25 protein-coding genes are annotated in these 23266 nt (G+C 68.4%); 11 read left to right on the top strand and 14 right to left on the bottom strand.

What is annotated here, in order from left to right; all coding sequences use genetic code 11:
- Positions 1–5: 5 nt before the first annotated feature.
- Both PGN14_RS10730 and PGN14_RS10735 read left to right on the top strand, forming a co-directional pair.
- Positions 6–671 carry a response regulator transcription factor gene (locus PGN14_RS10730; RefSeq protein ID WP_335299518.1) on the top strand — a complete coding sequence of 222 codons (666 nt, stop codon included), beginning with the start codon at positions 6–8 and terminating at the stop codon, positions 669–671.
- Between the two features lie 61 nt (positions 672–732).
- Positions 733–2040, top strand: a complete 1308-nt coding sequence (locus PGN14_RS10735; RefSeq protein WP_335299781.1) for a sensor histidine kinase — start codon at positions 733–735, stop codon at positions 2038–2040.
- A 10-nt stretch (positions 2041–2050) separates the two neighbouring features.
- Here the strand turns inward: PGN14_RS10735 and PGN14_RS10740 are convergent, their stop codons facing one another.
- The 3 genes from PGN14_RS10740 to PGN14_RS10750 all read right to left on the bottom strand — a co-directional run bounded on the left by PGN14_RS10740 (position 2051) and on the right by PGN14_RS10750 (position 3711).
- Positions 2051–2422 (bottom strand): hypothetical protein, encoded by a 372-nt coding sequence (locus PGN14_RS10740; RefSeq protein WP_335299519.1) that lies wholly within the window; start codon positions 2420–2422, stop codon positions 2051–2053.
- A 137-nt stretch (positions 2423–2559) separates the two neighbouring features.
- Complete coding sequence (gene gpmA, locus PGN14_RS10745; RefSeq protein ID WP_335299520.1) at positions 2560–3246, bottom strand: 2,3-diphosphoglycerate-dependent phosphoglycerate mutase; 687 nt, start codon at positions 3244–3246, stop codon at positions 2560–2562.
- Positions 3247–3711, bottom strand: coding sequence for a GNAT family N-acetyltransferase (locus tag PGN14_RS10750; RefSeq protein ID WP_335299521.1), 465 nt, complete (start codon positions 3709–3711; stop codon positions 3247–3249).
- 63 nt (positions 3712–3774) lie between these two features.
- Here PGN14_RS10750 and PGN14_RS10755 point away from each other — a divergent pair, with 63 nt between their 5' ends.
- The 3 genes from PGN14_RS10755 to PGN14_RS10765 are packed head-to-tail and all read left to right on the top strand — an operon-like array spanning position 3775 to position 5422.
- The gene (locus PGN14_RS10755; protein WP_335299522.1) at positions 3775–4497 is read left to right on the top strand and encodes a dienelactone hydrolase family protein; all 723 of its coding nucleotides are present in this window, start codon (positions 3775–3777) and stop codon (positions 4495–4497) included.
- Positions 4494–4748, top strand: coding sequence for a nitronate monooxygenase (locus PGN14_RS10760; RefSeq protein WP_335299523.1), 255 nt, complete (start codon positions 4494–4496; stop codon positions 4746–4748). Before PGN14_RS10755 ends, PGN14_RS10760 begins: the two co-directional genes overlap by 4 nt.
- A complete protein-coding gene (locus PGN14_RS10765) occupies positions 4736–5422 on the top strand; it encodes an NAD(P)H-dependent flavin oxidoreductase (RefSeq protein ID WP_335299524.1) in 687 nt (228 codons plus the stop codon). The genes PGN14_RS10760 and PGN14_RS10765 overlap by 13 nt, the downstream gene beginning before the upstream one ends.
- 117 nt (positions 5423–5539) lie before the next feature.
- On the opposite strand, the gene PGN14_RS10770 is transcribed toward PGN14_RS10765, so the two are convergent.
- Complete coding sequence (locus PGN14_RS10770; protein WP_335299782.1) at positions 5540–5821, bottom strand: chorismate mutase; 282 nt, start codon at positions 5819–5821, stop codon at positions 5540–5542.
- A 102-nt stretch (positions 5822–5923) separates the two neighbouring features.
- Between PGN14_RS10770 and PGN14_RS10775 the strand changes: the two genes are divergently transcribed.
- On the top strand, positions 5924–6934 hold the full coding sequence (locus PGN14_RS10775) for a polyprenyl synthetase family protein (RefSeq protein ID WP_335299525.1): 1011 nt from the start codon (positions 5924–5926) through the stop codon (positions 6932–6934).
- Positions 6935–7133: 199 nt separating this feature from the next.
- On the opposite strand, the gene PGN14_RS10780 is transcribed toward PGN14_RS10775, so the two are convergent.
- From PGN14_RS10780 to PGN14_RS10795, 4 genes are all read right to left on the bottom strand, one after another.
- Positions 7134–8090, bottom strand: a complete 957-nt coding sequence (locus PGN14_RS10780; RefSeq protein ID WP_335299526.1) for a cation diffusion facilitator family transporter — start codon at positions 8088–8090, stop codon at positions 7134–7136.
- A 127-nt stretch (positions 8091–8217) separates the two neighbouring features.
- On the bottom strand, positions 8218–8844 hold the full coding sequence (rdgB, locus tag PGN14_RS10785) for an RdgB/HAM1 family non-canonical purine NTP pyrophosphatase (protein ID WP_335299527.1): 627 nt from the start codon (positions 8842–8844) through the stop codon (positions 8218–8220).
- A complete protein-coding gene (rph, locus tag PGN14_RS10790) occupies positions 8841–9554 on the bottom strand; it encodes a ribonuclease PH (RefSeq protein WP_335299528.1) in 714 nt (237 codons plus the stop codon). The genes rdgB and rph overlap by 4 nt, the downstream gene beginning before the upstream one ends.
- Positions 9555–9621: 67 nt before the next feature.
- Complete coding sequence (locus PGN14_RS10795; protein ID WP_335299529.1) at positions 9622–9972, bottom strand: STAS/SEC14 domain-containing protein; 351 nt, start codon at positions 9970–9972, stop codon at positions 9622–9624.
- A gap of 85 nt (positions 9973–10057) precedes the next feature.
- Between PGN14_RS10795 and hrcA the strand changes: the two genes are divergently transcribed.
- From hrcA to PGN14_RS10810, 3 genes are all read left to right on the top strand, one after another.
- Positions 10058–11101 carry a heat-inducible transcriptional repressor HrcA gene (gene hrcA, locus PGN14_RS10800; protein ID WP_335299530.1) on the top strand — a complete coding sequence of 348 codons (1044 nt, stop codon included), beginning with the start codon at positions 10058–10060 and terminating at the stop codon, positions 11099–11101.
- A 34-nt stretch (positions 11102–11135) separates the two neighbouring features.
- Entirely contained in the window at positions 11136–11690 is a 555-nt protein-coding gene (gene grpE / locus PGN14_RS10805) for a nucleotide exchange factor GrpE (protein ID WP_335299531.1), read from the top strand.
- Positions 11691–11916: 226 nt separating this feature from the next.
- Entirely contained in the window at positions 11917–13140 is a 1224-nt protein-coding gene (locus PGN14_RS10810; protein WP_335299532.1) for a threonine synthase, read from the top strand.
- Between the two features lie 64 nt (positions 13141–13204).
- On the opposite strand, the gene PGN14_RS10815 is transcribed toward PGN14_RS10810, so the two are convergent.
- The 4 genes from PGN14_RS10815 to thrS form a co-directional block, all read right to left on the bottom strand.
- A complete protein-coding gene (locus PGN14_RS10815; RefSeq protein WP_335299533.1) occupies positions 13205–13420 on the bottom strand; it encodes a hypothetical protein in 216 nt (71 codons plus the stop codon).
- 185 nt (positions 13421–13605) lie between these two features.
- Complete coding sequence (locus tag PGN14_RS10820) at positions 13606–16428, bottom strand: TonB-dependent receptor (protein WP_335299534.1); 2823 nt, start codon at positions 16426–16428, stop codon at positions 13606–13608.
- Between the two features lie 590 nt (positions 16429–17018).
- The gene (gene infC, locus PGN14_RS10825; protein ID WP_335299783.1) at positions 17019–17552 is read right to left on the bottom strand and encodes a translation initiation factor IF-3; all 534 of its coding nucleotides are present in this window, start codon (positions 17550–17552) and stop codon (positions 17019–17021) included.
- A gap of 210 nt (positions 17553–17762) precedes the next feature.
- Complete coding sequence (gene thrS / locus PGN14_RS10830; RefSeq protein ID WP_335299784.1) at positions 17763–19748, bottom strand: threonine--tRNA ligase; 1986 nt, start codon at positions 19746–19748, stop codon at positions 17763–17765.
- A 226-nt stretch (positions 19749–19974) separates the two neighbouring features.
- On the opposite strand from thrS, the gene PGN14_RS10835 reads away from it, so the two are divergent.
- Positions 19975–20622 (top strand): retropepsin-like aspartic protease family protein, encoded by a 648-nt coding sequence (locus PGN14_RS10835; RefSeq protein WP_335299535.1) that lies wholly within the window; start codon positions 19975–19977, stop codon positions 20620–20622.
- Here PGN14_RS10835 and PGN14_RS10840 read toward each other — a convergent pair.
- Both PGN14_RS10840 and PGN14_RS10845 read right to left on the bottom strand, forming a co-directional pair.
- Positions 20580–20825 carry a DUF1294 domain-containing protein gene (locus PGN14_RS10840; RefSeq protein ID WP_443019499.1) on the bottom strand — a complete coding sequence of 82 codons (246 nt, stop codon included), beginning with the start codon at positions 20823–20825 and terminating at the stop codon, positions 20580–20582. The genes PGN14_RS10835 and PGN14_RS10840 overlap by 43 nt on opposite strands.
- Positions 20826–20905: 80 nt before the next feature.
- Complete coding sequence (locus tag PGN14_RS10845) at positions 20906–21721, bottom strand: LD-carboxypeptidase (RefSeq protein WP_335299537.1); 816 nt, start codon at positions 21719–21721, stop codon at positions 20906–20908.
- A 57-nt stretch (positions 21722–21778) separates the two neighbouring features.
- Between PGN14_RS10845 and PGN14_RS10850 the strand changes: the two genes are divergently transcribed.
- A complete protein-coding gene (locus PGN14_RS10850; protein ID WP_335299538.1) occupies positions 21779–23200 on the top strand; it encodes a glutamate ligase domain-containing protein in 1422 nt (473 codons plus the stop codon).
- Positions 23201–23266: the final 66 nt, after the last annotated feature.

A 23266-nucleotide genomic window follows, 5' to 3' on the forward strand; every position in this document is an offset into this window, starting at 1 on the left:
ACGATATGCGCGTGCTCATCGTGGAGGACGAGCCCAATCTCGGCCAGCAGCTGAAGGCGACGCTGGAGGGGGCGGGCTATGCCATCGACCTCGCCACCGATGGCGAGGAAGGGCACTTCCTTGGATCAACGGAGAGTTACGACGCGATCGTCCTCGACCTCGGCCTGCCGGAGATCGACGGGCTGACCGTGCTCGACCGCTGGCGCAAGGAGGGGAAGACCACCCCCGTGCTGGTGCTGACCGCGCGCGACAGCTGGTCCGACAAGGTCGCCGGGCTGGATGCGGGCGCGGACGATTATGTCGCCAAGCCGTTCCAGACCGAGGAACTGATCGCCCGCCTGCGCGCGCTGATCCGCCGCGCGTCGGGCAATGCCTCGTCCGAGCTGACCGCGGGCGACGTGCGGCTCGACACCCGATCGGGCAAGGTGACGCGCGCGGGCGAGCCGGTGAAGCTGACCGCGCAGGAATACAAGCTGCTCAGCTATCTGCTGCACCACAAGGGCAAGGTGGTGAGCCGGACCGAGTTGATCGAGCATATCTACGACCAGGATTTCGATCGCGATTCGAACACGATCGAGGTATTCGTGACGCGCATCCGCAAGAAGCTGGGACAGGACGTGATCACCACGATCCGCGGCCTCGGCTACAGCCTGGATGATCCGGACGCCTGATCGCGTGACGGACTCTGCCGAATCGATCCCGCTGCGCGCACGCGGCTCGCTGTCGCGGCGGATGATCCTGATCGCGGCGCTGTGGATCTCGCTGTTGCTGGCGGGCGGCGGGTTCGCGCTCGATCGCGTGCTGGTGGCGGCGGTGACGCGCAATGCCGACGATCAGCTGGAATATGTGCTGCGCTCGCTGCTCGTTTCCGCGGAGATCGGACCGGAGGGCGAGGTGATCTTCAACCGCGAACCCGCCGACCAGCGCTTTCTGGAGCCGTATTCGGGGCTGTACTGGCAGGTGTCGGCGCCGGGGCGCGAGGCCTTTCCGTCGCGATCGCTGTGGGATCGGCTGCTCGCCTACGGCAAGCCGCACGACGATCGCACCGTTCACAGCTACGACAGTGCGCAATTCCGCGACGAGAAATTGCGCATCGTCGAGCGCGACGTGAAGCTGCCGGGATCGCCGGTGCGCTGGCGGTTCCAGGTCGCGTCGAGCCGCGAGGGGCTGGACGCGCAGATCACGATTCTGCGGCGGACATTGGTGCGCAGCTTCGTGCTGCTGGGCGTGGGGCTCATCATCCTGGCGGCGTTGCAGACCTTCTATGGCCTGTGGCCGCTGCGCAAGGTGCGGCTGGAGATCGCCAAGATGCGCGCGGGACGCGCCAACCGCATTGTCGGCGACATGCCGCTGGAGGTGCTGCCGCTGGTGGAGGAACTGAACGCGCTGGTCGCGCACAACGAGACGCAGGCGGAGGAGGCGCGGCGTCACGCCGGCAATCTGGCGCATGCGCTGAAGACGCCACTGACGGTCATCATGAACGCCGCGACCGCGCAGTCCGACGACCTGTCCGATACGGTGATCCGCGAGGCGCGGACGATGCGGCGGCAGGTCGACCACCATCTGGCGCGCGCGCGCGCGGTGGGGCGGCGGGGGTCGGCGCACAGCCGGGCGGAGGTATGGCCCAGCGTCGAATCGGTCGAGCGCGCGGTGCGACGGCTGTATCCCCATGTCCGCGTCGACATGGACGGACCAAAGGACCTCGTCGCGCATATCGAGCGGCAGGATCTGGACGAGATCATGGGCAATCTGGTCGAGAATGCCGCGAAATACGGCGGCGGCAGCGTCTTCGTGACCGTCGGCGCGCAGGCCGGGTTCGTCGAGATCATGGTCGAGGACGACGGGATGGGCATTCCTGAGGCGGATCGTATCCGTATCTTCGACCGGGGGGTGCGGCTGGACACGGGGAAGCCGGGCACCGGGCTGGGGCTGGCGATCGTGCGCGATGTGGCGGAGATCTACGACGGGACGGTGACGCTGGAGGAAAGCGAGGATCTCGGCGGGTTGCTGGTGCGGTTGCGGCTGCCGATGGCGGGGTGACGGGTTGGACTCAGTGCTTCACCGCCAGATCGGTGAATTGTCCGTTGCGGCTGACGATCTCGTGCACCGGCTGGCCGACGCAGGCGCGGTCGACCGCAGCCTTGGTCGCGGGGTCGCGCTTGTCCTCCACCAACACCGTCTGGCCCTGTGCGCTGAACGCGCGCGGGCCGTCGCCGTCATTGCCGTCGATCATCCCGCAAACGGTCGTCTTGCCGACGAGGCGGACCGCGGTGAAGGTGGAGGTCTTGCCGCCCGGCACGCCCTGCACCGCCATCATGCCCGCCCGCGCCGCCTTGACGAGCTTCGCGTCGGCATAGGTGCTGCCGCCATCGTCGCAGGCGGCGAGGAGGAGCGGGAGGAAAAGAAGCGAGGTGCGGGTCATGCGGGGGAATGTGGCCGGGTGCTCACTCCCTAGCAAGCCCTCGTCACCCCGGACTTGATCCGGGGTCCCGCTTTTCTCTCGCACGTTGCCGAAGAAGCGGGACCCCGGCTCAAGGCCGGGGTGACGGGTGAAGGGCGTCAGCGCTCGCTGAGATAATAACGATCCGTCGCGTTCAGCGCGTCGTCCAGTTCATAGACGATCGGCTGACCGGTCGGGATCTCCAGCCCGGTGATCTCGTCGTCGGGGATGTTCGACAGATGCTTCACCAGCGCGCGCAGCGAGTTGCCGTGTGCGGAGATCAACACGCGCTGCCCGTCCTTCAGCGCGGGCGCGATCCGCTGCTGCCAATAGGGCAGGACGCGCTCGATCGTGTCCTTCAGGCTCTCCGCGGCGGGGATGGCGATGCCGGCGTAGCGGCGGTCCTTCGACAGGTCGAATTCGCTGCCGGCGTCGAGTGGGGGCGGGGGCACGTCGAAGCTGCGGCGCCAGATATGGACCTGTTCGTCGCCATGCTTGGCCGCGGTCTCCGCCTTGTCCAGCCCGGTGAGGCCGCCATAGTGACGTTCGTTGAGGCGCCAGTCCTTCTCGACCGGCAGCCATAGCCGGCCCATCGCCTCCAGCGCGAGGTTCAGCGTCTTGATCGCGCGGGTCTGCAGGCTGGTGAAGGTCTGGTCGAAGTCGAGCCCCTTCGCGGCCATCAGTTCGCCCGCGGCCCGCGCCTCGGCCGCACCCTTCTCGGTGACGTCGACGTCCCACCAGCCGGTGAAGCGGTTCTCCAGGTTCCAGGCGGACTGGCCGTGGCGGATCAGGACGAGTGTGGGCATTCAATCTTCCCCTAGGTCGAGCATGAAGAACTGGTTGTGCGGACTGGCCGCATAGTCGCCGAACGGCGGGCAGGAGACGAAGCCGGCGCGGCGGTACAGCGCCAGCGCGGCGTCATAGGCGGGTGTGGTCCCGGTTTCGAGATAGAGCCGGCGCCAGCCGCGGCTGCGTGCGGTCGCGACGAGGCGGTCGAGGATCGCACGACCGGCGCCGCGGCCGCGGAAAGCGGGGGCGGCGCGCATCGACTTCACCTCGCCGCTGGCGGCGTCCAGCTGCTTGACCGCTCCGAAGCCGGCCAGCGTATCGCCCTCCCAGGCGGAGAAGAAGGTCACCTCGGGCGCGCTCAGCCCGCCCGCATCCAGCGCGAAGGCGAAGCCGGGCGGAACGTTGCCGTGCTGTTCGGCGACATGCGCGCGGAGCAGGTCCGCCAGCGCGGGATTGTTCGGATCGTCGACGCGTACATCCATCGCCTTGCCCCCCTTCGCCGGTCGCTCTAGCGGATAGGACGGACGAGACAACAGGAGAGGGCGATGACGATCCAGCGCCGCACCATCGTGCATGACGGCCCCGGCGGGTCCTTCGAAGGCGTGTTCGCATGGGACGACGCGCAGACCGGACCTCGACCGGGCATATTGGTGATCCCCAATGTGTTCGGCCAGAAGGAGGCCGACAACCGCAAGGCGGAGGATCTCGCCGCGCTGGGCTATGCCGCCTTCGCCTGCGACGTGTTCGGGCAGGGCAAGCGGGGCGAGCCGGGGCCGGACTTCGCGCGCTACATGAACGAGATGAACGCGGACCGCGCGCTGTTGCGCGACCGGCTGGCGACGAGCCTGTCGGTGCTGAAGGCGCAGGACGAGGTGGACGCCGACCGCACGGCGGCGATCGGCTTCTGCTTCGGCGGCAAGTGCGTGCTCGACATGGCGCGCGCCGGGCTGGAGACGCTGGGCGGGGTCAGCTTTCACGGCGTCTATGACCGGCCGGACTATGCCACGGTCGAGCCGATCGCGATGAAGCTGCTGGTGTGCCACGGCTGGGAAGACCCGCTCGCGCCGCCCGCGACCACGGTCGGGCTGGCGCAGGAACTGACCGCGGCGAAGGCGGACTGGCAGCTTCATGCCTATGGCCATGCCGGCCACGCCTTCACCGACGAGAGCCGGCGCGACGCGACCATCCCGGGTGTCGCCTACGAGCCGCGCGCCGACCGACGCAGCTGGCAGGCGATGCGCACCTTCCTCGACGAGATCTTCGCATGAGGACTCGCGTCACCGAGATGCTGGGGATCGAGAAACCGATCATCCAGGCGGCGATGGGCTGGATCGCGCGATCGCCGCTGTCCTCCGCGGTGTCGAATGCGGGCGGGATGGGGATCATCGAGACCTCGTCGGGCGAGCTGGACGCGGTGCGCGACGAGATCGTGAAGATGCGTGCGCTGACCGACAGACCGTTCGGGGTGAATGTGGCGCAGGCGTTCGTGCGCGCGATCCGTCGATCGTGCAGTTCGTGATCGACCAGGGGGTGCGGTTCGTCACCACCTCGGCGGGCGATCCGATGACATATACCGCGATGCTGAAGACGGCGGGGCTGACGGTGTTCCACGTCGTGCCCAACCTGGCGGGTGCGCTGCGCGCGGTCGAGGCCGGGGTCGACGGGCTGATCGTCGAGGGCGGCGAGGGCGGCGGGTTCAAGAACCCGAAGGACGTGTCCACCATGGTGCTGGTGCCGCAGGTGGTCGCCGCGGTCGATGTGCCGGTTGTGGCGGCGGGCGGCGTCATGGACGGGCGCAGCATGGCGGCCGCCTTCGCGCTGGGCGCGGAGGGCGTGCTGATGGGGACGCGCATCCTGACCGCGGCGGAATGTCCAGTACACGACAATTGGAAGCAGGCGATCGTGCGTGCAGACGCGACCGACACCGTGTTCCTCAATCGTGCCGGCCCGGGACCGGCGCTGCGCGCGCTGCGGACCGAGCGGACGACGCGGATCGAGCGCGAGGGCGCGCCGGGTGGGATCTTCGCCGAATTCGCGGACACGCAGGCGGTGTATTTCGGCGGCGACCTGGAGGCGGGCGTGGCGCTGACCGGGCAGGTCGCGGGACGGATCGATTCGGTGAAGCCGGTGGCGGCGATCTTTGACGAGACGATGCGGGAATATGCGGAGGTGGTGGCGCGGATGCCGCGGTAGCTTCGTCACCTTTCCCGTCACCCCGGACTTGATCCGGGGTCCCGCTTCTTCTCAGACCGTCGCGCGACAGCGGGACCCCGGCTCAAGGCCGGGGTGACGGATGTGGTGGGGCGGGTGTCAGGCCTTCGCCGCGGCCTCGTGGTGCCGGATCACCTCGTCGATGATGAAGCGCAGGAACTTCTCGGAGAATTCCGGGTCCAGCTCGGCATCCTCGCTCAACGCGCGCAGGCGGGCGATCTGCGCCTCCTCGCGCCCGGGGTCGGCGGCGGGCAGGCCGGAGCTGGCCTTGTGCGCACCGACCGCCTGGGTGATCTTGAACCGCTCTGCGAGCAGGCAGACCAGCGCCGCATCGATATTGTCGATGCTCTTGCGATAGCGCTTCAGCATGTCGTCGGCCATGTCCGCCTCCCCGTGGATCACGCGCGTCTCATGCGGGCATGACGGCCGGAGGGCAAGCCCGCGCTTGCCTTGCGCGCCATAGCGCCGCAAAGGGCGGGGCACATGATCGCCACGCTCCACCGCCTCCCCGGCCATGCGCCGTCGCTCGACCCGATGATCGGGCTGGTCGCGCGCGACATGGAACAGGTCAATGCCGTGATCGTCGAGCGGATGCAGTCCGACATCCCGCTGATCCCCGAACTGGCCGGGCATCTGATCGCGGGCGGGGGCAAAAGGCTGCGCCCGATGCTGACGCTCGCGAGCGCGCGGCTGGTGGGATATGAGGGCGACCGCCACTACCTGCTCGCCGCCGCGGTGGAGTTCATCCACACCGCGACATTGCTCCACGACGACGTGGTCGATGGCTCCGACCTGCGCCGGGGCAAGCGCACCGCCAACATCATCTGGGGCAATCCCGCCAGCGTGCTGGTCGGCGATTTCCTGTTCTCGCGCTCGTTCGAGCTGATGGTGGCGGGCGGCAGCCTGCGCGCGCTGGAGATCCTGTCCAATGCCTCGGCGGTGATCGCGGAGGGTGAGGTCAACCAGCTGACCGCGGTGCGTCGCGTCGATCTGGCGGAGGAGCGCTACCTCGACATCATCGGCGCGAAGACCGCGGCGCTGTTCGCCGCCGCGTGCCGCGTGGCGCCGGTGATCGCGGGGCGGCCGAGTGCGGAAGAGGCCGCGCTCGACGCCTATGGCCGCTATCTGGGGGTCGCGTTCCAGCTCGTCGACGATGCAATCGACTATACCAGCGACGCCGGCACGATGGGCAAGGACGCGGGCGACGACTTCCGCGAGGGCAAGATGACGCTGCCCGTGATCCTGGCCTATGCGCGCGGCGACGAGGGCGAGCGCGCCTTCTGGCGCGACGCGGTCGAGGGGCGTCGCGCCAGCGATGCCGACTTCGCGCATGCGGTGGAGCTGGTGCGACGCAGCCGCGCGGTCGACGACACGTTCGCGCGCGCGCGCCATTATGGCCAGCGCGCGATCGATGCGCTGGCGGTGTTCGGCGACGGCGCGGTCAAGGATGCGATGATCGAGGCGGTCGAATTCGCGGTGGCCAGGGCGTACTGACGCCCGAAGGTGCGGGCACGCCCGCGCCGGTGCGCGTAGCGCATCGGGCGGCACGGCCGGCGGGGCGGCAAAGCCGAACCCGACCGACGTCACGCGGCGGCTTTGCCGTCGCGCTGCCTGCTTCTTACTCCGCTTTTCGGAGGTGTGGCTCATGACAGCCCCACCCCAAACCACTCCCATAAAGGCAAGGGCCTTCAGGCTACACCTTCGTCTCGTCCGCCAGCACGCAGGCGCCACCCGTCTCCACCTGGATCGTGGCATGGCCGATGCCGAAGCGGTGGTGGAGCATCTCCTGCGCGTCGTGGAGAAACGCATCACCCGGATGGCCGGCGGGCACGCACAGATGCGCGGTCAGCCCCGGTTCGGTGGTCGACATCGGCCAGATGTGGAGGTCGTGCACCTCCGCGACGCCGGGCAGCGTCGCCAGCGCCTCGCGAACATGGTCGTAGTCGACCCCGCGCGGCACGGCGGCGAGCGACATTTCCACCGTCTCGCGCAGCAAACCCCAGGTTTGCCAGAAGATCACCGCGGCGATGACGAGGCTGACGAGCGGATCGATCCAGCCCGCGCCGGTCAGCCAGATCGCGATACCCGCCCCCACGACGCCCGCGGACACGACCGCGTCGGACAGCATGTGGAGATAGGCACCGCGGATGTTGACGTCGCCCTTGCGACCACGCGCGAACAGCCAGGCGGTGAACGCGTTCACCGCGATACCGATGCCCGCCACCACGGATACTGACAGGCCGGCGACCGGCGCCGGGTCGCCGAAGCGCTGCACCGCCTCCAGCGCGATCGCGCCGATCGCGACCAGCAGCAGCAGCGCATTGGCGAGCGCGGCAAGGATGGTCGAACCCTTCAGCCCGTAGGTGAACCGCTTCGACGGTCCGCGCCGCGCCAGCGCGGCCCCGCCCCAGGCAACCGCGAGGCCCAGCACGTCGGACAGATTGTGCCCCGCATCCGCGAGCAGCGCGACCGAACCGAAGGCGAAACCGGCAACGCCCTCCGCCACGACATAGCCGAGGTTCAGCCCGATCCCGATCGCGAAGACGCGGTCCCAGCGTTCGGGCGGGGCGGCGTGAGAATGGCCGTGACCGTGCGAATGACCATGGTCGTGATGCGCATGGTCGTGGTGGTGGTGATGCCCGTGCCCCATGGGCGCGCCATCTACATCGCGCCGCAGGGCGCGTCACCCTTAACGATTGGTCATGTCAGGAGGCGAGAAGCGCCCCTTCGTCGTCCCCGCGAAGGCGGGGATGACGAAGGGGGGAGACCACCCTGCCTCAGAACACCGCCGCGACCATCTGGCGGAAGGCGTCGCCGCGGTGGCTGATCTCGTTCTTGGCCGGCTCGTCCATCTCGCCGAAGGTGAGATCGTGGCCGACCGGCTGGAACACCGGGTCATAGCCATGGCCCTTGTCGCCGCGGGGCGGCCAGACCAGTGTGCCGTCGACGCGCCCCTCGAACCATTCGACGTGTCCGTCAGGCCAGGCCAGCGCCAGCGCGCAGACGAAATGCGCGTCGCGCGGCGCGTCCGGCGTCTCGCGCAGCTTGTCCTCGACCAGTTGCATGGCCATGCCGAAGTCGCGCGTCTCGCCGCCCCAGCGCGCCGAGAAGATGCCGGGATCGCCGCCCAGCGCATCGACGCACAGCCCGCTGTCGTCGGCCAGCGCGGGCAGCCCGGAGAGGTCCGCCGCGGCACGCGCCTTCAGCTCCGCGTTCATGACGAAGGTGGTGCCGGTCTCCTCCGGCTCGGGCAGGTCGAGCGCCTTGGCGGAGACGACCTCCAGCCCATAGCCCTCCAGCAGCGCGCCGATCTCGCGCACCTTGCCGGCATTGTGGCTGGCGATCACCAGTCGGCCGGGCTGGAGCTTGCGGATCGCCTGCGGCTCCTTGCCCTCTCCGCTCATGCGACCGCCTTCGCCTGCGCCGCGAAGATCTCGGCACAGCCGATCCGCGCGAGGCGCAGCAGGCGGAGCAGCGCTTCCTCGTCATAGGTGGCGTGTTCGGCGGTCGCCTGCGCCTCGGCGATATTGCCGTTCTCCAGCAGCACGAAATTGCCGTCCGCATCGGCGGCCGAATCCTCGATATAGTCGAGGTCGAGCACCGGCTGCCCCTGATGGATGCCGCACGACACCGCGGCGACCTTCTGCGTGATCGGGTCGGCGGCGAGCTTGCCCGACTGGAGCAGGCCATCGACCGCGAGGCGCAGCGCGACCCACGCGCCCGAGATCGCCGCGGTGCGGGTGCCGCCATCGGCCTGGATCACGTCGCAGTCGAGCGTGATCTGGCGCTCGCCCAGCAACGTCATGTCGGTGACGGCGCGCAAGCTGCGGCCGATCAACCGCTGGATTTCCTGCGTGCGGCCGGACTGCTTGCCCTTGGCCGCCTCGCGGCTGCCGCGGGTGTGGGTAGCGCGCGGCAGCATGCCATATTCCGCGGTGACCCAGCCCTGGCCCTTGCCGCGCAGGAACGGAGGCACGCGCTCCTCGACGGAGGCGGTGACGAGGACCCTGGTATCGCCGAAACCGATCAGCACCGAACCCTCGGCATGGCGCGTGAAGCGCGGCTCGATCGAAATGGGGCGCATCTGGTCGGGGGCGCGGCCGCTGGGGCGCATTGTCTTCTCCTGAGGAACGATTTGGACCGGCCCTAGGGCGCTATACCGCGCGCAACAAGTGCGCCGATCACGCCACCAGCCAGTCGCGCGCCGGTGCAGGGTCGGTGAACACCTGAAGATACGGCTGCGTCATCACCCGGCGCACCTGTGCCTGCATCACGGCGTTGACCGCGACGATCGCGATGCGGCTGGCCTTGGGGAAATTGCCCATCGCGCGCTCGAAGGCGGCGAGCGTGTCGCGTGGCTGGGCGACGCAGGCGGACATGTCGATCAACAGGCGATAGCCGGGCCGGAACCGCTCGCGCAGGAACGCGGCCTGTAGATCGGCGGCGTACAGCGCGACCTCCTGCGGGGTGAAGATACGTTCCCAGCGAATGTCCAAGGCGTTGGAATGGTGATCGAATCGATAGCTGTACATGGCGCGCATCCCTGCCCGGCGCTGGTTGTCGAAGCGTAAAGGCGCGGACGTTGAGCCGCGGGGCGGGGGCGCCTACATTCGCCGCATGGCCGCGTCCCCGCCCATCGCCGAACTGACCGATCGCGCGCGCGATATCTTCCGCCGGGTCGTCGACGGATATCTGGAAAGCGGGCAGCCGGTGGGATCGAAGACGCTGGCACAGGCGGGGCTGAACCTGTCGCCCGCGTCGATCCGCAACGTTCTGGCGCAACTGGAGACGCTGGGGCTGCTCGCCGCGCCGCACACCTCGGCCGGGCGGGTGCCGACCGAGCGCGGGCTGCGACTGTTCGTCGACGGCATGATGCAGGCGCACGAACCGACCGCGGAGGAGCGCGCGCAAATCGAGTCGCGCGCCGGACGCCACGGCCCGGTCGAGGAGGCGCTGGCCGCCACCACCGCGGCGCTGTCGGGCCTGTCCGCCTGCGCCGGGCTGGTGATGGTGCCAAAGCGCGAGGCGGTGCTGCGCTCGATCCACTTCGTACCGCTCGCCGCGACACAGGCGCTGGCGGTGCTGGTGGGGGAGGACGGCACGGTCGAGAATCGTGTGATCGACCTGCCCGTCGGCGTCACGCCCTCGGCGCTGGTCGAGGCAGGCAATTATATGACAGCGACGCTGGGCGGGCTGACGCTGGGCGAGGCGCGCGCGCGGCTGGAGCGCGAGCTGGCCGCCGGACGCAGCGCGCTGGATGCCGCCGCGCGCACGCTGGTGGAGCGTGGGCTGGCGGTGTGGAGCGAGGATGGCGCGCGCCGCCCCGTGCTGATCGTGCGCGGGCAGGGGCGGCTGCTCGACGATGCCGATGTCGCGGACGTCGAGCGGGTGCGCGGGCTGCTCGACGATCTGGAGGGCAAGCAGGAGGTCGCGGCGCTGCTCGACTCGGCGCGCGCGGGGGATGCAACGCGGATCTTCATCGGCGCGGAGAACAATCTGTTCGCGCTCAGCGGATCGTCGGTGATCGCCACGCCGTTTCGCGGGCATGACGGGCGCGTCGTCGGCGTGGTCGGCGTGATCGGCCCGACGCGGTTGAACTACGCGCGCGTCGTGCCCATGGTGGATTTCACCGCCGCGACATTAGCCCGCCTGCTCGGGTGACGCGGCGCCCATAGAGCCAAAAGATAGGGACAGAATGACCGATACCGACAAGCCCGCCGCGGACGATCTGCGCGACGAGACGGCCGAGGCCGCGCCCGAAGTGGCGGAGCATGACGCCGCGGCGGCCCGCATCGCCGAGCTGGAGGATCAGCTGGCCGCCGCGAAGCAGGAGACGCTGTACGCGCAGGCCGACATCCAGAACGTGCGCCGCCGTGCCGAGAAGGAGGCAACCGACGCGCGCGCCTATGCCGCGACATCGTTCGCGCGCGACATCCTGTCCGTCAGCGACAATCTGGAACGCGCGCTGGCGGCGATCCCCGCGGAACTGCGCGAGGACGAGAAGTTCAAGGGGCTGGTCGTCGGGCTCGATGCGACGGGGCGCGAGCTGGCGAGCATCTTCAGCCGTCACGGCATCACCCGGATCGACGCGATGGGGCAGCCGCTGGACCCCAACCGGCACCAGGCGATGATGGAAATGCCGAGCGATGCCGAGCCGGGCACCGTCGTGCAGGAGATGCAGGCCGGCTATATGATCAAGGACCGCCTGCTGCGCCCCGCGCTGGTGGGCGTGGCGAAGAAGCCGGACTGACGCCGGGGCCGCTGCTAAAGATCGGATCTCTTCTGTTCCCCGGCGCAGGCCGGGGTCCAGTTGCAAGCGGTTTCTGCATCTTGCGGACCGATCGTTACTGGACCCCGGCCTTCGCCGCGGAATAAGGGAATGTTTCGCGCATAGAGCGGCGCGCCGGGGCGGCCCGCGGCACTTCCTTCCAACCACATGCTTCCGTCGTTGCGTCGTCGCGCCTAAGTCGCCCGACATGAACGCGAATCTGACCGCCGATCGGCCCACCTTCGTCACCCATCTGGAATGCTCGCTGACCGGGGAGCGCTACGACCCCGATTCGCTCCACAATCTGTCGCGCGCGGGGCGCCCGCTGCTGGTGCGCTACGATCTGGCGGCGGCGGGGGCGGCGCTGTCGCGCGATACGCTCTCGGCGCGCGACACCGACCTGTGGCGCTGGCGGGAATTGCTGCCGGTGCGGCGCACCGAGAATGTCGTCAGCCTGGGCGAGATCGAGACGCCGCTGATCCCCTTGCACCGTAGCGGCGGCCCCAACGTGCTGGTCAAGGACGAGGGGCGGCTGCCCACCGGCAGTTTCAAGGCCCGCGGGCTCGTGATGGCGGTGGCGATGGCGAAGGAGTTGGGGGTTACGCGGATCGCGATGCCGACCAACGGCAATGCCGGCGCGGCGCTCGCGGCCTATGCGACCCGCGTCGGGATCGAGACGATCGTGTTCTGCCCCGACGACACGCCCGAAGTGAACGTGCGCGAGATCGCGGCGCAGGGTGCGCGGGTGTGGCGCGTCAATGGCCTGATCGACGACTGCGGTGCGATCGTGGGGAAGGGGGCGGCGGAGGGGCGCTGGTTCGATTTCTCGACGCTGAAGGAGCCGTACCGGATCGAGGGCAAGAAGACGATGGGGCTGGAACTGGCCGCGCAGCTCGACTGGCGGCTGCCCAGGGCGATCTTCTATCCCACCGGCGGCGGCACCGGCCTGATCGGGATGTGGAAGGCGTTCGACGAACTGGAGGCGCTGGGCTGGATCGGCAGCGAGCGGCCGCGGATGTATGCGGTGCAGGCGGCGGGCTGCGCGCCGATCGTGCGCGCGTTCGAGGCGGGCGAGGAACATGCCGAGCGCTGGGAGGATGCGCAGACCGTCGCCGCGGGGATTCGCGTCCCGCGCGCGGTGGGCGATTTCCTGATCCTGCGCGCGGTGCGCGAGAGCGGCGGCAAGGCGCTGGCGGTGGGTGATCCCGCGATCCTGCGCGCGGTGGACGACGCGGCGCGCAAGGACGGGCTGCTGCTGTGCCCGGAGGGCGGCGCTACGCTGGCGGCCTACACCCAGGCGCTACGCGACGGCGAGGTGGACGAGGATGAGGAGGTGGTGCTGTTCAACTGCGCCACCGGGCTGAAATATCCGATGCCGGCAGCGGAGCAGCGGCTCGACCGGCACCAGCCGATCGATTTCGATCGATTGTAGCGCTGCTCGGCTTCTTACCTGATGCGTCACCCCCGCTCAAGGCCGGGGTGACGGCTTGAATGATTCAACCCCGCGAACAGGCGCGCCGGCGTTCGTGACCCTTGAGCGTCAGGACGAGGTGACCGAGGCGTTCGCGGATCAGCCCCTCCGCCAGCAGCAGGCGGATCGTGGCGGGATCGTGCCCGCGCGAGATGATGAGCGTCGATCCGGCGCTGCGTGCGGACAGCAGGATCGTTTCTACCTGCCCGGCGAGCGGCGCCGGCGTTGCCTGGTTCGTCATGGTCACACCCCCCCAAAGGGCGAACGTTCGAGTCGGCATGGTGCCGAATAACGAGGGTTAGAGAACCCATGTGGTTAACAGGTCAACCACGACCGCGCCATTTCGGGGAGTGCGCGTGACGGACCGTGACGGAAAAGGGGCGGCCGGTGGTATCACCGGCCGCCCCCTCTGCGCACTGTCGAGGATCAGAAGCGGGTGCGCACCGTCACGCCATAGGTGCGCGGCTCCGCGAGGAAGGCCGAGAACAGCTGGTTGCCGGTGCCGCCGAACGCCTGCACCTGCTGCTGGCTGCCCGCGCCCTGGAACGGGGTGTTGAACGCCACCTGCGTGTAATCGGTGTCGAACACGTTCTGCGCCCACAATTCCAGCGCCCAGCGGTCGTCGCGCCCGCGCAGGCCGACGCGCGCATTCACCACCGTGAAGCCGTCCTGCATCTTCTCCACGAACAGGTCGGAGCCGGTGTTGTAATCCGACGAGGTGCGCTGATCGACGTAGAACAGCGCCGACATGCCGTTGCCGCCAATCTCCGGCGTCCAGCTGATCGACGAGGTGATGACGTTGCGCGGCGCGTTTGACATCTGCGACCCGGCGAGCAGGAACAATGCCGGATCGAGCGGCGCGCCCGCGTCCGAGCCGACCAAGTTGTTGCGATATTTGGTGTCCGCCAGCGTATAGCCCAGCGCCACCGCCAGGTCGCGGGTGGGGTAGAAGCCGGCCTCGACCTCGACGCCCTGGCTGCGCACGCCATACTTCACGTCGCCGCTGGTGCAGGCACCCGTGGTGGCGCTGTTGTCGCGATCCGCGCCGCCCAGATCCTGCGCGCAGGAGCCGATGTTCTCGACGACGTAATTGGTGCCGTTGAAGGTGTTCAGCTGGAAATTCTTGAACTCCGACCGGAAGCCCGCGATGTTGAAGGTGAACTGGCGGCTCGAATATTTCAGGCCGACTTCATAGGCGTTCACCGTCTCCGGATCGAACCGCAGCCGCGCCGCATTCAGATTTGCGGTGGTCGCGGGATTGTACGCATCGCCCAGATCCGACCGGTCCAGATTGTAGCCGCCCGCCTTGTAGCCGCGCGAGTAGCTGGCATAGGTCATGATGTGGTCGGTCGGCTTCCACGACAGCACCGCGGTGCCGGTGAACTGGCTTTCGTTGAAGCGGTCGGCGAGCGTCTGCCCGTTGAGCGCGGACGAGGAATTGCCGGTGCAGGCCAGTGTCGCGATGCCGCGGGTCAGTGCCGCCAGTTGCGCATTGTTGAACAGGTTGCCCGCCGGGCCGGCACCCAGTAGCCCCTGGATCCGCGGGCAGACGGTGTTGTTGTTGCCGAAGGTCGCGTCGAACCGCTTGCGCTCATGGGTCCAGCGCAGACCGCCGGTCAGCGACAGCGTATCGGTCAGCTTGAAGATATTGTGCGTGAAGACCGCGAAGCTCTTGCTGTTCTGGCGATAGACGTCGCGCGTCGTGCCGACGTTGTTGACCGTGCCGAGCAGGTCGATCGCGGGCAGGATCACGCCCGCTGCCGCGCCCAGCCCGGCGGCGACCGCCTGGCGTCCGGTCGCACCGCCCAACGCCGCCAGCGGCGTCGTGCCGAGACAGCCGGGGCTGGCGGGATTGCGCAGCGCCGCCAGCGGGTTGATCGTCGCGACGATGCGGCAGGCGGCGAACGCGCCATAATCGCCGCCGAACTTCAGATTGTCGACGACCTCCAGATCCTCGTTGGCGAAGAAGCCGCCGACCAGCCAGTTGAGCCGGTTGTCGAACGCCTCGCCGTTGAGGCGCAGCTCCTGCGTGAAGGTGTGGAACTGGCGGTAGTTGTTGCCGTCCGCCGGGCGGTAGCCGATGTCGAGGACGTTATAGTCGATGTCGCTCGCGCCCGCCGACTTGTACTCGCGATAGGCGGTGATCGAGGTCAGCGACGCGCCGCCCAGATTCCAGTCGACCTGCGCCGACCCGCCGTAATCCTTGGTCACGTTGGAATAGGCGCGGCCGGGCGTGAAGGCGATGCGCCGGCTGTACGGATCGCCCGCGGCCGGAAAGGTGCTGCCCGCGGGATAGCCGCGCAGCGCCGCGATCTGGTTGATGACGTCGACGATGCGATTGCCGTTCGGGTTGATCGTGTAATCGCCGGGGACGCCGGGGGTCGGATCCAGCTTCTCGCGCGTGTCGACATGGACCGCGCCGCAGCACTTTTCGTCGCGGAAGGTATAATCGCCGATCAGCCGGACCGAGAAATTGGTCGACGGCTCGAACAACAGCTGGCCGCGGACAAACCAGCGGTTGCGATCGTTATAGTCGGTGTCGTTGACGACATCGCGGAAGAAGCCGTCGCGCCGCGCGTACACACCGTCGACGCGGAAGGCGAGCACGTCCTTGACGATCGGACCGGTCAGCGCACCCGCGACGCGCACCGCGTCGTAATTGCCGTAGGTCGCCTCGCCATAGCCACCGAAGTCGAACGACGGTGCCTTCGTATAGATGTTGATCGCGCCTGCGGACGAGTTGCGCCCCGACAGCGTGCCCTGCGGCCCGCGCAGCACCTCGATCCGGTCGACCTCGCCCAGATCGTTGAGGCCCGAGCCGGTGCGGCTGCGGTACACGCCGTCGATGAACACCGCGACCGAGCTTTCCAGCCCGGGGTTGTCGCCGACGGTGCCGATGCCGCGGACACGCGCCGAGGCATTGGCCTCCGAGCCGGTCGAGGAGACGTTGAGCGACGGCGCCAGCTGCGCCATCTGGCGGATGTCGGTGGCGCCGGAATTCTGCAGCGCTTCCTGGTTCACCGCGTTGATCGAGATCGGCACGTCGGCCAGCCGCTCCGAGCGGCGCGTCGCGGTGACGACGATGTCGCCTGCACCCAGTTCCTGCGTATCGCCCGCCTGCGCGCCCGCGGTGGGGGCCTGGCCATCGACTGCGGCGTTGGTGGTGACGGGGCTGGTCTGGTCCTGCGCCATGGCCGGCGCGGCGATGACGATGGCGGCGGTGGACAGAAGGATATTGGTCAGACGCATGTCGACGGTGCCTCTCCCGAAGGTGCTTTCGCTGGTGAACCCGGATTCGAAGGTCCGGTATCGGGCGCGATGTACCGCAACGGTTAAAGGCGTCTAGCGAATTTACGTAGCGCGTAACATTTTTTGAGGGCCGGTGTCGTTTCGCGGCCACGATGGGGCCGGGGCGGGCAGATGTGATAACGTGGGTAGAGGAGAAGGACGGGGACGTGTGCTGCACATGTGCCGTCGCCCCGACCGCGTCCGACACCTGTGTGGAAATCCGCATCTCTGTTCCCCGGCGAAGGCCGGGGTCCAGTTGGGAGCGGTTTCAGCATCCTACGAGCCGGCCGTTACTGGACCCGGCCTCCGCCGGAGAACATGAGGGCGTTTTTGCCGACGTTCCGGAGACCAATCCTCCGCACGCCTCACATCCGTTGAGTCGTGGGACTCTGGATGCCGGAACAGGTCCGGCATGACGGAAGGGGGGAGGGCGACGCCCCGTCGCTACCCGCGCGCAGGCGGAATTGGTCGATGCGGTCGTAGCAGTTCGACCGTGGCACCCGCCTTCGCGGGAAGGGCGGGGGCGGCATGGGCCGACCCCGCCGCCCGGCTCACTTCGGCGCGAGCACCATCAGCATCTGACGGCCTTCCATGCGCGGATATGCCTCCACCTTGGCGACTTCCGCCACCTGCTCGGCAACGCGCTGCAGGACGTTCATGCCGAGCTGGCCGTGGCTCAGCTCGCGACCGCGGAAGCGCATGGTGACCTTCACCTTGTCGCCCTCGCCGATGAACTCCGCCACCTTCTTCATCTTGGTGTCGTAGTCATGGTCGTCGATGTTCGGACGCATCTTGATCTCCTTGATCTCCTGCGTCTTCTGCGACTTGCGGGCGAGGTTCGCCTTTTTCTGCGCCTCGTACTTGAACTTGCCGACGTCCAGGAACTTCGCGACCGGCGGGTCAGCGTTCGGGGACACCTCGACCAGGTCGAGCCCGACCTCCTTGGCCTGTTCGATCGCTTCGCGCGTGTACATGACGCCGAGGTTCTCGCCCTCGTGATCGATCACGCGGACCTTCTGGCTCTGAATCCACTCGTTGAAGCGGGGGCCGTTCATCGGCGGCGCCTGCATGGGCCGGCGCATCATGGGCGGACGTATGGGTAGGTCTCCTGTAGCGGTTGTATGCGGGAATATAGGGTATTGCGACTCGTTTTGGAAGGTGTCGGAACGCAACTCCCTCTCCCCTGCGGGGAGAGGGTCGGGGCGAGGGGGCGGGGCCTCGCAGAGAGGTCGTTCTCGGTGAGACCCCAACCCCTCACCCAACCCTCTCCCCGGCGGGGAGAGGGCTTATAGGCTTCATCTTTGATCCGGCGGCAGCGCTTCCTCGCGCAACATCGCGACCACCTCGTCCAGCGTCAGGAATTGCTGCGCCTGGCTGCCCAGGCGGCGCAGCGCGACCTTGCCCTCCTCCGCCTCGCGCTTGCCGACCACCAGCAAATTGGGAACCTTGGCGACCGAATGCTCGCGCACCTTGTAGTTGATCTTCTCGTTGCGCAGGTCGGTTTCGACACGGATGCCCGCCGCGCGCAGTGTCGCCGCCACCTCATGCGCATAATCGTCGGCGTCGGACACGATCGTCGCCACCACCGCCTGCACCGGCGACAGCCACAGCGGGAAGCGGCCGGCGTGATGCTCGATCAGGATGCCGATGAACCGCTCGAACGTGCCCAGGATCGCGCGGTGCAGCATCACCGGGCGATGGCGGTTGCCGTCCTCGCCGACATAGCTCGCGTCGAGCCGGTCGGGGAGCACGCGGTCGGACTGGATCGTGCCCACCTGCCACGTCCGCCCGATCGCATCGGTCAGGTGGAATTCCAGCTTCGGCGCGTAGAAGGCACCCTCGCCGGGCAGTTCCTCGAACTTCGCCTTGATGTCGTCCGGCAGGTTCGACGCCTGTACCGCGTCGCGCAACTCCTGCTCCGATCGATCCCACATCTCGTCACTGCCGAAGCGCTTCTCCGGACGCAGCGCCAGCTTCACCGCATAATCGGTGAAGCCCAGGTCCTGATAGACCGAGTGGAGCAGCTCGCAGAACTTGCGCACCTCCTCGACCAGCTGATCCTCGCGCACGAAGATATGCGCGTCGTCCTGCGTGAACTGGCGCACACGCATGATGCCGTGGAGCGCGCCATGCGGCTCGTTACGGTGGCAACAGCCGAACTCCGCCATGCGGATCGGCAGGTCGCGGTAGCTCTTGATCCCCTGTTTGAAGATCAGGACGTGCGCGGGGCAGTTCATCGGCTTCAGCGCCATCAGATCGGCGTCGCCCGACAGCACCGCACCCTCGTCCTCGACGTTCGGGATCTCGTCGGGGACGACGAACATGTTCTCGCGATACTTGCCCCAGTGGCCCGACTGCTCCCACTGGCGCGCGTCCATCAGCTGCGGCGTCTTCACCTCGGCATAGTCGGCGGCATCCAGACGGCGGCGCATATACGCCTCCATCTGCCGCCACAGGATATAACCCTTGGGGTGCCAGAAGACCGAGCCCTGCGCCTCCGACTGGAGGTGGAACAGGTCCATCTCCGCGCCGATCTTGCGGTGATCGCGCTTGGCGGCTTCCTCCAGCATCGTCAGATGCGCGTCGAGCTGCTTCTTGCTGAGCCAGCCGGTGCCATAGACGCGGCTGAGCATCGCGTTCTTCTGGTCGCCGCGCCAATAGGCGCCCGACACGCGCGTCAGCTTGAACGCCGCGGGATCGAGCCGCCCGGTCGAGGGCATGTGCGGGCCGCGGCACATGTCGAGCCACTCGCCCTGGCGATAGATCGTGAGTTCCTCGCCCTCGGGCAGTTCGGCGGCCCATTCGGCTTTGAACGTCTCGCCCTGCTGCTTCCACTGGTCGATCAGCTGCTGGCGGCTCCACACCTCGCGCGTGAACGGCTCGTTCTTGGCGATGATGCGGCGCATCTCCGCCTCGATCGCGGGCAGGTCCTCGTCGGTGAACGGCCGGTCCTTCGGTGCGAAATCGTAGTAGAAGCCGTCCTCGGTCGCCGGGCCGAAGGTGATCTGCGTGCCCGGGAACAGATGCTGCACCGCTTCCGCCATCACATGCGCGAAATCGTGGCGGGCCAGCTCCAGCGCGTCGGCCTCGTCCTTCTGCGTCACCAGCGCCAGCCGCGCATCGCCGGTCAGCGGGCGCGACAGGTCGCGCAATTCACCGTCCACGCGCGCCGCGATCGCCGCCTTGGCGAGACCGGGGCCGATCGCGGCGGCGATATCGGCGGGCGTGGTGCCGGGCGCGACCTCGCGGACCGAACCGTCGGGCAGCGTGATCGAGAGCATTTCCATCGAGGGTCTTCCTGCGAGCAAGTCGGGAGGCGGCGTAGCGCCATGTGGAACCGACGAAAAGATGGGGGAACGACGAAAAGGGAACACCCGCGCGCCGTCGCGCCGGGGTGGCGCGCGCGTCAGCGGGTGCTGCTAGTGAGCGGTGCGGTCGTCATCACGCGCCCGACATAGCGTGGCGGCGCGTGCCGCGCCATCCTATATGTCCGCCATGCCGACGGAGATGACCGCGAACCCGCATTTCTACATCCTGCTCGGCGCGCTGTTCCTGGCGAGCCTCGCCGCGCGGCGGGTGCCGGTGCTGCGCACCTTGGTAAGCGTCGCGATCTGGGTGGTGGTGGCGGGGCTGCTGTTCGCGCTGGTGGTGGAGCGCGAGCGGTTCGATCCCTGGTTCGCGCGCGTCGCGGCGGCGCTGAACATCGAAAGCCAGCAGGTCGCAGGCGAGGAAACCCGGATCCGGATGAGCCCGGACGGGCATTTCTACGTCCGCGCGCGGATCGGCGATGCCGACCGCCGGCTGCTGGTGGACAGCGGGGCGACGATCACCGCTCTGTCCCCCGCGACCGCCGCGGCCGCGGGTGTGGAGGTGAAGCCGGCGATGTTCCCGGTGATCCTGAAGACCGCCAACGGGACGATCCAGGCGAACACGGGCGAGGTCGCAGAGCTGCGCTTCGGCAATGTCGTGGCGCGCGACCTGGCGGTGGTGGTGTCGCCCGCGTTCGGCGACGTCGACGTGCTGGGAATGAACTTCCTGTCGCGGCTGAAGTCGTGGCGGGTGGAGGGGCAGACGCTGATCCTGACGCCGCATCATCCGCAGGGTGATGCCGTTCAGACGAACGCGACCGCGAGCCCCAGCGCGATGCCGAGCTGAAACGTGGCAATGACCTGAAGCCGGGTCGAGAACGGCTCCTTTAGGGTCTTGTGGCGGAACAGGCGGCGCGCGGCGAACGCGGCGGGCGACCCGCCCATCGCTGCGAGCCACAGCAAGTCCGCCTCCGGGATGCGACGCTCGCGCGCGATGGCGCGACGCTTGTCGTCGCGAAAGCGCCACAGCGTCCACGCGTTGATAGCCAACAGCGTAGGGATAAGGACGAGACACACAGGGATCATCGATCCCCGCTAGGTCGTGGCGCTTTCCGAAGGGTTGACGCGCCTCAAGCCACCCCGAACGGCACGACCCAATTGTCCTGTACATGGCCGACCCGCGCGCGGCCCAGGTACGGGACGCCTAGGTCGCGGCACCAGCGGGTCATCATATCGTCCAGCGGCTCGTTCCACGCCGGTTCGTTGTCCTTCACCGCGCTGACCGCGCCCAGCCGGACGCCGGCGAGGGTGCGCAACTGCGTCGCATTGCCGAGCGTGAACAGCATCCGGTCGATCGCGTACATCGCCTCCGACACCTCCTCTACGATCAAGACATGGTCGGCGAGGTCGGGAAGATACGGCGTCCCGACCAGCGCGGCGAGGATCGAGAGGTTGAACGCCGTGCTGGGGCGCCCGTCCAGCCCCGGCTCCAGCCCCGCACGATCGCGCCGCGCCATCCAGCCGAGCGCGCGCGCCACCGTCTGGTCGCCCTGCGCGCGGCGGATGTCGGCGCACATCGGGCCATGGACCGGGTGGCCGATGCGCCGCGCATAGAGCGCGCCCAGCAGGAAGCCAACGTCGGAATAGCCGAGATACGTCTTGGTCCGCGCCGCCGCGCCCAGTTGCGGCATGATCGTCGACAGGATGCGGTTGGAGCCATAGCCGCCGCGCAGGAACCAGATCGCATCGAACGCGGGATCGTTGGCATATTGCAGGAAGGCGGCGGCACGCACCGCGTCCGACCCCGCGAAATGGCCGTCGTGCGCATAGCATTGCGGGTGGAAGACGAGGTCGACGTCGGGATAGGCGATCGCCGCAAAGGCGGAGACGGGCGCGATCACGTCGGGGTTCGCCACGCTGCTGGAGGCCAAGACTCCGATCCGCATCCGTCACACCCCTGCACAACTTGCCACCCGGCCACGAAACGCCGATAGCCCGGCACCATGCATGACGGCAACGTGCGCGGCCAGCGCTTCTTCCTGGTCGGTATCGGCGGATCGGGGATGATGCCGCTCGCGATGATCCTGCAGGGTCGCGGCGCCGAGGTGGCGGGCAGCGACCGCGGGCTGGATCAGGGACGGGTGCCCGCCAAGTTCGACGAGTTGCGCGCGCGCGGCATCGCGCTGTTCCCGCAGGATGGCAGCGGCGTGGTGGATGCGGCGCAGATCGTCGTCGCATCGGCCGCGGTCGAGGAGACGGTGGCGGACATGGTCGCCGCGACGCGCGTCAGCTGTCGGCGGATGTCGCGCGCGGAACTGAACGCCGCGCTGTTCAACGCGAGCCGCATGCCGATCGGGGTAGCGGGGACGAGCGGCAAGTCCACCGTCACCGGGATGATCGCGACGATCCTGCACCATGCCGGCGCCGATCCGACGGTGATGAACGGCGCGGTGATGAAGGATTTCGTCGCGCCCGATCGTCCCTTCGCCAGCGCGCTGGTGGGGCAGGGCGACGCCTTCGTCAGCGAGGTGGACGAGAGCGACGGCTCGATCGCGCTGTATCGCCCGCAGGTGGCGGTGCTGAACAACGTCAGCCTGGACCATAAATCGCTGGAGGAACTGAACGTCCTGTTCGGCGGGTTCCTGTCGCGCGCGCGCCATGCGGTGGTCAATGCCGACAATGCCGATGCCGCGACGCTGGCGATGACGCTGCCGCGCGATCGCGTGACGCGCTTTTCGCTGCGCGATGCCGGGGCGGACCTGTTCGCCGGCGCGATCGAGGAGGCGCCGTTCGCGGTGTCGTTCGATCTGGCGCGCGGCGGCGTGGGGCAGGGGCGTGTCGCGCTGGCGGTGCCGGGGCGGCACAATGTCGCGAATGCGCTCGCCGCACTGGGCGCGGTGCTGGCCGCAGGCGTGCCGCTCGACCGGGCGGTCGCTGGACTGGCGCGGTTTTCGGGACTGCGGCGGCGGTTCGATCTGGTCGGCGAGGCGGCTGGCGTCGCCGTTATCGACGATTTCGGGCACAATCCGGACAAGATCGCGGCGACGCTGGACACGCTCCACGCCTTTCCGGGGCGGATCATCGCGCTGTTCCAGCCGCACGGCTATGGCCCGTTGAAGGTGATGCGCGCCGAACTGGCCGCGATGTTCGCCACGACGCTGCACGCCGACGACCTGCTGGTGCTGCCCGATCCGGTCTATCAGGGCGGGACGGTCGCGCGCGAGGTCGGCAGCGACGATCTGGTCCGCGATGTCGTGCTTGCGGGGCGGCAGGCGCTGCATATCCCCGATCGCGCGGCCGCGGCGGCGCATTGCGTGGCGCAGGCGCGCGCGGGCGATCGCATCGTCGTGATGGGCGCGCGCGACGATACGCTGACGCTGCTGGCGCAGGACATGGTCGCGGCACTGGCGGCGCGGCGCGGCTGAGCTTCCGGTCGCAGCGGCCGCCGCATTACGCCGCAACCGCGTTGCCAGTCATGGGTCCTGACCCTA

It is taken from the genome of Sphingomonas adhaesiva, assembly GCF_036946305.1.
Classification (GTDB): domain Bacteria; phylum Pseudomonadota; class Alphaproteobacteria; order Sphingomonadales; family Sphingomonadaceae; genus Sphingomonas; species Sphingomonas adhaesiva_B.

Coding starts and splice junctions, on each gene's coding strand:
- PGN14_RS10795 (WP_335299529.1), bottom strand. CDS start 9,972: ATGTACAGCTATCGATTCGATCACCATTCCAACGCCTTGGACATTCGC.
- PGN14_RS10835 (WP_335299535.1), top strand. CDS start 19,975: ATGACCGCGAACCCGCATTTCTACATCCTGCTCGGCGCGCTGTTCCTG.
- PGN14_RS10750 (WP_335299521.1), bottom strand. CDS start 3,711: ATGGATGTACGCGTCGACGATCCGAACAATCCCGCGCTGGCGGACCTG.
- PGN14_RS10730 (WP_335299518.1), top strand. CDS start 6: ATGCGCGTGCTCATCGTGGAGGACGAGCCCAATCTCGGCCAGCAGCTG.
- PGN14_RS10850 (WP_335299538.1), top strand. CDS start 21,779: ATGCATGACGGCAACGTGCGCGGCCAGCGCTTCTTCCTGGTCGGTATC.
- PGN14_RS10755 (WP_335299522.1), top strand. CDS start 3,775: ATGACGATCCAGCGCCGCACCATCGTGCATGACGGCCCCGGCGGGTCC.
- PGN14_RS10780 (WP_335299526.1), bottom strand. CDS start 8,090: ATGGGGCACGGGCATCACCACCACCACGACCATGCGCATCACGACCAT.
- infC (WP_335299783.1), bottom strand. CDS start 17,552: ATGATGCGCCGGCCCATGCAGGCGCCGCCGATGAACGGCCCCCGCTTC.
- PGN14_RS10775 (WP_335299525.1), top strand. CDS start 5,924: ATGATCGCCACGCTCCACCGCCTCCCCGGCCATGCGCCGTCGCTCGAC.
- PGN14_RS10760 (WP_335299523.1), top strand. CDS start 4,494: ATGAGGACTCGCGTCACCGAGATGCTGGGGATCGAGAAACCGATCATC.
- PGN14_RS10770 (WP_335299782.1), bottom strand. CDS start 5,821: ATGGCCGACGACATGCTGAAGCGCTATCGCAAGAGCATCGACAATATC.
- thrS (WP_335299784.1), bottom strand. CDS start 19,748: ATGCTCTCGATCACGCTGCCCGACGGTTCGGTCCGCGAGGTCGCGCCC.
- PGN14_RS10735 (WP_335299781.1), top strand. CDS start 733: ATGATCCTGATCGCGGCGCTGTGGATCTCGCTGTTGCTGGCGGGCGGC.
- PGN14_RS10820 (WP_335299534.1), bottom strand. CDS start 16,428: ATGCGTCTGACCAATATCCTTCTGTCCACCGCCGCCATCGTCATCGCC.
- PGN14_RS10740 (WP_335299519.1), bottom strand. CDS start 2,422: ATGACCCGCACCTCGCTTCTTTTCCTCCCGCTCCTCCTCGCCGCCTGC.
- rdgB (WP_335299527.1), bottom strand. CDS start 8,844: ATGAGCGGAGAGGGCAAGGAGCCGCAGGCGATCCGCAAGCTCCAGCCC.
- rph (WP_335299528.1), bottom strand. CDS start 9,554: ATGCGCCCCAGCGGCCGCGCCCCCGACCAGATGCGCCCCATTTCGATC.
- PGN14_RS10810 (WP_335299532.1), top strand. CDS start 11,917: ATGAACGCGAATCTGACCGCCGATCGGCCCACCTTCGTCACCCATCTG.
- gpmA (WP_335299520.1), bottom strand. CDS start 3,246: ATGCCCACACTCGTCCTGATCCGCCACGGCCAGTCCGCCTGGAACCTG.
- grpE (WP_335299531.1), top strand. CDS start 11,136: ATGACCGATACCGACAAGCCCGCCGCGGACGATCTGCGCGACGAGACG.
- PGN14_RS10845 (WP_335299537.1), bottom strand. CDS start 21,721: ATGCGGATCGGAGTCTTGGCCTCCAGCAGCGTGGCGAACCCCGACGTG.
- PGN14_RS10815 (WP_335299533.1), bottom strand. CDS start 13,420: ATGACGAACCAGGCAACGCCGGCGCCGCTCGCCGGGCAGGTAGAAACG.
- hrcA (WP_335299530.1), top strand. CDS start 10,058: ATGGCCGCGTCCCCGCCCATCGCCGAACTGACCGATCGCGCGCGCGAT.